The organism is Suttonella ornithocola (assembly GCF_001889065.1).
Taxonomy (GTDB): Bacteria; Pseudomonadota; Gammaproteobacteria; order Cardiobacteriales; family Cardiobacteriaceae; genus Suttonella_A; species Suttonella_A ornithocola.
In genome coordinates, this window is the sequence record NZ_LWHB01000140.1 from 1 (window position 1) to 6977 (window position 6977).

Consider the following 6977-nt stretch of genomic DNA (forward strand, 5'->3'; position numbering starts at 1 on the left):
CGATAACCATTAACAAAGATAATGGAATCAACATGGGTGATAAGAAAATCACTAATGTTGCTGCACCAACAGAAGCTGGTGATGTAGCGAATAAGAAATACGTTGATGATAGCATTACTAAGCAAGTTGCTAACGTTGAGACACAATACACTGGTGATAATGGAACTGTCATTGTAAAACGTAAGCCATCGGAAGTATTGATGCTGAAAGGTGGCGCGAAAGACGGTACAGAAAACAATATTAAAACAGAAGCGAATGTAGATGGCAGTATTGCGATTAAGTTAGCGAAAGATATTGATTTGACAGAAGGTGGTAGTGTCAAGTTAGGTGATACCACAATTAATAACGGAGGATTGACAATTAACGGCGGTCCTTCTGTTACTAGGACTGGTATCAATGCTGGCAATACAATAATTAGCAATATCGCCGCAGGTGTAAAAGATACCGATGCTGTTAATGTGCGTCAGCTGAATAATATTCAAGCAGCTAACAATGCAGCAATTAGTTATGTAAATAACCGCGTTACCCAAGTTAATAATCGTGTGACAAATGTCCGTAATGAATTAGCTGGAGCTATTGGGACAGATGATAGTGGTAATATTCGTTATGATGATTTAAAAACATATAACCCTTCTAATCAGGGTGTTAAGCAGCATCGTGATGTGATTTCTGCTATTGATACGATGAATAGAGAGGGAATTAAGTATTTCCATACGAATGATACGGGTAAGGATTATCAGCCGGGAATTACGAATGATTCTAGCGCTGGAGCAATTAATTCATCAGCAGTTGGTATGAATGCAAAAGTTATGCTTGGGGCAACAAATAGTTCCGCATTTGGAGCTGGGGCTAGTGTTAGAGAAGATCGTACGAATTCTATGGCGCTTTCTGCAGGTGCAGAAGTAGCAAATATGGAAATTGATCCTAAAAATCCAGGTAAGATGCGAGTAAGAAGGTCATTGGCAGATATGCCTGCTTATATTCCTACTGGCGCTTCTGCAAATGAAGTTCATGGTCAGGGAAATGAGGTGGTTGGCGAAGTATCTATCGGTCGTCCTGCTAAATGGATATCGGTTAGTCCAATAATGAAGGATTTGCCATCAGATGATCCTAAGTGGGCAATGTTAGATTTGTTAGCTGAGGATCCAAGTAATCCGCAAAAATGGAATAAAGTGAAGCCCGAAGATTTGAAAAATCGTTTGCGTGCTTTATCTAATAACCCAAATGATCCAAGATGGGATAATGTAGATGCTAAGGAACTTAAAGCGCAAATGTTGGCACTGGCTAACAAATCTCAAGCAGATAAAACGGCTGTGCATTATCAACCTGCTGCGTTAAAACGTATTACTAATGTTGCTGCGGGTTCTGCTGATACGGATGCGGTAAATGTTAGTCAGTTAAGAGCGTTAGATAATCGGGTTAATCATGTTGAAACGCGTGCCAATACGGGTATTGCATCGGCTATGGCAACTGCCGGCTTGCCTCAAGCATATTTGCCAGGAAAGAGTATGGTATCTGCTGCTGCTGCACATTATCGTGGAGAAAGTGCTTTAGCGATTGGTGCATCTACGATTAGTGATAATGGTAAGTGGGTGATCAAAGGTACGGCAAATATGAACCGTAAAGATGCTGGCGTTACAGTTGGTGTAGGTTATCAGTGGTAATTTATTAAATTTTATTGAGGTGTGTAGCGACATCCTTATACAATAAAAAGGATCTAAAAATGAAATTACATTTTTCTTTATTGGCAATAGTAATATTTTTAACAGCCTGTTCCACGGGTACAGTGATTCAAGCAAATGGTTCTCCTAAAGGTGATTTAGTATGGCCAAAATCTGATAGTGTACAAATGGATTACCATAAAGGTACATTTCCTAATTTAGAGAATCTTTCTAATATTCGAGAAGGGGTGACAAGAGAGCAGCTTTATAATTTAATTGGTCGTCCTCATTTTTCGGAAGGCTTCCATGTTCGTGAATGGGATTATTTATTCTATTTTAATACACCTGGTATAGGCGATAATGGTGTTTCAACATGCGAATTTAAAGTCCTATTTGATAAAGAACTGTATGCACGTAACTTTTATTGGAAGCCAATTAATCCCGTAGATGGGGTTTGTCCGCCTTTTGAAAAAGAAAAATCAAAATATAGTTTATCAGCAGATGCGCTATTTGCTTTTGATAAAAGTGGATTAGATGATATTCGCAAGCAAGGTCGTAGAGAGTTGGATAATTTGGTTAATAAGCTAAAAAGCTTTACAGAATTGAATAAAATCACTGTCACTGGTTATGCAGATCGCTTAGGGGCAGAAAGTTATAATTTAGTGCTTTCTCAAGCACGTGCTGAGACAGTTGCAGAATATTTAATTCGTTTGGGTGTACCAGCAGAAAAAATAACAGCGGAAGGCTTGGGCGAATCTAATCCTATTGTTACTTGTCATCAATCAGATCGTGCCCTATTAATCAACTGTTTAGCTCCTAATCGTCGGGTAATTGTAGATATTGACGGCTTTAAAGTTTTAAAATAATCATATAAAACAACAATCTGAGTGTTTTTTAAATAAAAGCTTGCTATTTTTAGCTGATTATATATAATAAGCACTCTAGTGAATTGCGGGGTGGAGCAGTCTGGTAGCTCGTCGGGCTCATAACCCGAAGGTCGTTGGTTCGAATCCAGCCCCCGCTTCCAAAAGGTTTCTAAAGCCCTTTGCTTATCAAAGGGCTTTTTTATTGTCTGATATTTATCGGAGAAAATTATGACACGTGAAGAAACTATTACCGAATTGTTGAAACCAGTCGTTGAGTCAATGGGGTATGAATGGTGGGGCGTGGAATATCATCATAACTCCGTTAATTCTATCTTAAGAGTGTATGTGGATAAGCCTGAAGGTGGTATTGGTATTGATGATATCGTCTTAGTTACGGAGCAGCTTAATCCAGTATTAGATGTTGAAAATCTTATTGCTTCTGCTTATACATTTGAAGTATCTTCTCCTGGTATTGATAGACCGCTCTATACACTTGCACAGTATGAAAAATATATTGGTGAGACAATAAGATTACAAACAAGAACTGCTGTAAATGGACAAAGAAAATTTACTGGTATTCTTGAGGCTGTCGATATAGAAGCAGAAACAGTTAAGCTTTTATTGGCAAACTCTAAAGATAAAACGACTATCAAGTTTGAATTTTCAAATATTGATAAAGCCAAAGTTGAACCAAGCTTTTAAGTAATAAGGGAGCTGTATGTCTAAAGAATTACTGTCAATTGTTGAAGTGGTTGCAAACGAAAAGGATGTTGACCGTGAAACTATATTTGGAGCCTTAGAAGCAGCTTTGGCAGCAGCGACTCGTAAGCGATTTGTGGATGAGCAAATTGAGGCAAGAGTAAGTATCAATCGAAAAAATGGAGAGTACGAAACTTTCCGTGTTTGGCAAATTGTTGATGATGAAGCAATGCTTGAAAATCCTGATGCGGAAATGCGAGAAGCAGTTGCAGAAATAGAATTTCCTGAGCACTCACTTAAAGCGGGTGATGTTTTAGAGTTACCAATCGAAAATGAGCCTTTTGGGCGTATTAGTGCTCAAATGGCTAAGCAAATTATTATCCAAAAATTACGTGAAGCAGAGAGAGAAAAGATTTATCAACAATTCATTGATAAAGAAGGTTCTTTAATTCATGGAATTATTCGTCGTCATGAAAAGGGTAACGTTATTGTTGATGTCGGTGGCGTGGAAGGAACTATATTAAGAAGTGATATGATTCCTAGAGAGTCATTGCGTAATGGTGACAGAGTGCTTGGTTATTTGAAAAAAGTAAATCGAGAGTTAAAAGGACCACAGTTACAAATTAGCCGAACTGTACCTGAGTTTTTGATTCAATTATTTCAAAAAGAAGTTCCTGAAATTAGCAGTGGTAATATTGAAGTAATGGGCGCAGCACGTGATCCGGGAATTCGTGCTAAAGTTGCTGTTAGAACTTTTGATCCTCGTATTGATCCTGTTGGTGCTTGTGTTGGAATACGCGGTAGCCGTGTTCAAGGTGTTATGAATGAAATGTCTGGCGAAGGAATTGATATTGTACTTTGGGATGAAGACCCTGAACAGTATGTTCGTAAAGCAATGGCGCCCGCTGAGATTACAGATACTTTAATTGATAAAGATAAACATATTATTGATGTCGCTGTGCCTGAAGATAAGTTAGCTAGAGCTGTAGGTAAAGGTGGCCAAAATGTTCGCTTAGCTAGTGAGCTAACGGGATGGACTATCAATGTTTTATCAGAATCGGAATTTGCTCAAAAAGCTAAGGCGGCTTTGGGTGTTCAGGAGCAAGCGCTAGCTGAAGTATTAGGGATTGATGTACAAGTAGCAACTGAGTTATTAGCAGCAAATTATACTACTCCAGAAGAAGTTGCTTACGCAGATCGTGAAGATTTGCTTAATATAGATGCCTTCGATGATAATATTGTTGATGCTTTACTTGAAAGAGCGACAGATTATTTATTAACACAAGCATTTGTAGCTGCTTCAGATCCTGAAGCAGAAATGCAAACAGCGATTACTGAGATGGAAGGCATTAATGAAGAACTTGCTGAAAAGCTTTTAGCTAAATCAGTTAATACGCAAGAAGATTTGGCAGAGCTTGCGGTAGATGAGTTAATGAATTTGAGTGGTTTGGATAAAGAGGTAGCGGCTGCCTTAATCCTTAAAGCACGCGAGCCGTGGTTTCGATAGAAGAAACGGAGAGAAAGAATGACAGTAGCAGAATTAGCTAAACAATTAAAAATTCCCCTTAATAGATTGATGGATCTAATTAAAGAGGCCGGCATTAGTGTAGAAAATGAAAGTGATACAATGTCACCAGCACAGAAAGTTGCATTAACTAGACATATGCAACAGAAAAAAACAGGTGCTAAATTGACTTTAAATAATGGAAAAAAAAGTACAAGTAGCGCTTCTTCTAACAAATCTACAACTAAGAAAAATTCTTCTAGAGGAACAAAAGAAAATCCCAGGTCTTTAGCGAAAAAAACAACTAATAATGATGCTAAGAAATTAACAGCTAGAGAAATTGCTCAGCAAATGGCTGAGCAAAAGCGATTAGAGCAAGGCGATGCTCAGCGAGAGAATGAAGAAAAAGCTCGCCAAGAAGCACTTGAAGCTGAAGCTCAACGTCAACGCGAAGAAGAAGAAAGAAAAGCTCGTAAAGAGAAAGAAGCAGCTGCGTTAGTAAAAGCAGAAAAAGAGCGCGCTAAAGCAGAAGCAGCATTTCAAGCACAGTTAGCGGAACAAGAAAAGGCAAGAGCAAAACGAGAAGAAGAAGAAGCTAGAAGAAATGCTGAAGAAGAATTGCGCAAACAAAAAGAACGTGAAAAACGTTCTGCTGCAGAGCGTGAAGAGCTAGAAAGACAGCGACAAGAAGCTTTGCGAGATGTTGAAAAACGAGAAGGTTATGAAGAAGAAGCAGAAAGTCGCTTCCACATTCAAACAAAAGATCGTAATTATGGTGGCAGAGATCGTAGTGGTAAAAGAGCCGTTAAAAATGCTGAAGATGATCGTAAAGGGAATAGAAATCGTAAAAATGAGCGTAAAGGTGGTAAATTTGAAAAGCCTGTCGCGCCTGTTTCGCGTGAAGTCCGTATTCCCGAAACGATTACCGTTGGTGATTTAGCACAAAAAATGAGTGTTAAAGCCGGTGAACTCATTAAAGCGATGATGAAAATGGGTTCTATGGTTACTATAAACCAACTTTTAGATCAGGAAACAGCCGCATTAGTTGCTGAGGAGCTTGGTCATAAATATGTTCTTCTAAAAGAAAATGAGCTTGAAGAGCAAGTAATGGCAGAAGCTGAAGAGAATAGCGATAATGTGATTTCTCGAGCACCTGTAGTAACGATTATGGGGCATGTAGACCATGGTAAAACCTCTTTACTAGATTATATCCGTCAAACACGAGTAGTTGCAGGAGAAGCTGGTGGCATTACTCAACATATTGGTGCTTATCGAGTGAATACAGAAAGAGGACAGATTACTTTCTTAGACACTCCAGGACATGCGGCATTTACTGCTATGCGTGCTCGTGGTGCTGATGTTACAGATATTGTTGTCTTAGTTGTAGCCGCAGATGATGGCGTGATGCCACAAACAAAAGAAGCGATTCAGCATGCTAAAGCTGCTAACGCTCCTTTGATTGTTGCAGTCAATAAAATGGATAAGCCTGAAGCAGACCCTGAGCGAGTAAAATCAGAGCTATCTCAAGAAGGTGTCATTTCTGAAGAATGGGGCGGTGAAAATTTATTTGCTTATGTTTCCGCTAAAAGTGGTGAAGGCATTGATGATTTATTAGAGCAAATATTGATTCAAGCTGAAGTGTTAGAATTAACTGCACCTTCTACAGGAGTAGGAAAAGGTGTTGTTATTGAGTCTAGATTAGATCGCGGTCGTGGAAGTGTTGCAACTGTTTTGGTTCAATCAGGCTTAATGAAAAAAGGCGATATTATGCTGGCAGGCATGGAATATGGAAAAATTCGTGCCATGTTAGATGAACAAGGAAATGAACTTGAAGAAGCAGGCGCATCTACGCCAATAGAGGTTCTTGGACTTTCTGGTACACCGAATGCAGGTGATGATGTTATTATCGTTGAAAATGAACGCAAAGCTAGAGAGATTGCAAATTTCCGTCAAGGTAAATTCAAAGAGATTAAGATTGCTCGTCAGCAGAAAGCAAAATTAGAAAATCTCTTTAATAATACAGACGGTGAGATAAGCACTGTAAATTTAATGATAAAAGCAGATGTTCAAGGATCTGTAGAAGCACTTTCTGATTCTTTACGTAAATTATCAACAGATGAAGTCCAAGTAAATATTATTGCTAGTGGAATTGGTGGAATTACAGAATCAGATGTGCAGCTAGCTATTGCTTCTGAAGCGATTATTATTGCGTTTAATGTCAGAGCTGAAAATACCGCTAAGAAACTA

The 6977-nt window shown here is 38.7% G+C and carries 5 protein-coding genes and 1 tRNA gene; all 6 read left to right on the forward strand.

What is annotated here, in order from left to right; genetic code table 11:
* The coding region (locus tag A5N85_RS10440; RefSeq protein ID WP_211268162.1) for a YadA family autotransporter adhesin at positions 1-1664 on the forward strand (1664 nt) is incomplete at its 5' end.
* Between the two features lie 59 nt (positions 1665-1723).
* Entirely contained in the window at positions 1724-2527 is an 804-nt protein-coding gene (locus A5N85_RS10445; protein ID WP_072577172.1) for an OmpA family protein, read from the forward strand.
* An 84-nt stretch (positions 2528-2611) separates the two neighbouring features.
* Positions 2612-2688: transfer RNA gene (locus tag A5N85_RS10450), tRNA-Met, on the forward strand.
* A gap of 67 nt (positions 2689-2755) precedes the next feature.
* Positions 2756-3229, forward strand: coding sequence for a ribosome maturation factor RimP (locus A5N85_RS10455; protein ID WP_072577173.1), 474 nt, complete (start codon positions 2756-2758; stop codon positions 3227-3229).
* Positions 3230-3245: 16 nt separating this feature from the next.
* Positions 3246-4733 carry a transcription termination factor NusA gene (nusA, locus tag A5N85_RS10460; RefSeq protein WP_072577174.1) on the forward strand — a complete coding sequence of 496 codons (1488 nt, stop codon included), beginning with the start codon at positions 3246-3248 and terminating at the stop codon, positions 4731-4733.
* An 18-nt stretch (positions 4734-4751) separates the two neighbouring features.
* Positions 4752-6977 (forward strand): translation initiation factor IF-2 (gene infB / locus A5N85_RS10465; protein ID WP_072577175.1); only part of this gene is annotated, 2226 nt, incomplete at its 3' end.

Bases quoted from the DNA above. Each gene is read 5' to 3' on its own strand.
- A5N85_RS10445 (WP_072577172.1), top strand. From the start codon at position 1,724: ATGAAATTACATTTTTCTTTATTGGCAATAGTAATATTTTTAACAGCC.
- A5N85_RS10455 (WP_072577173.1), top strand. From the start codon at position 2,756: ATGACACGTGAAGAAACTATTACCGAATTGTTGAAACCAGTCGTTGAG.
- nusA (WP_072577174.1), top strand. From the start codon at position 3,246: ATGTCTAAAGAATTACTGTCAATTGTTGAAGTGGTTGCAAACGAAAAG.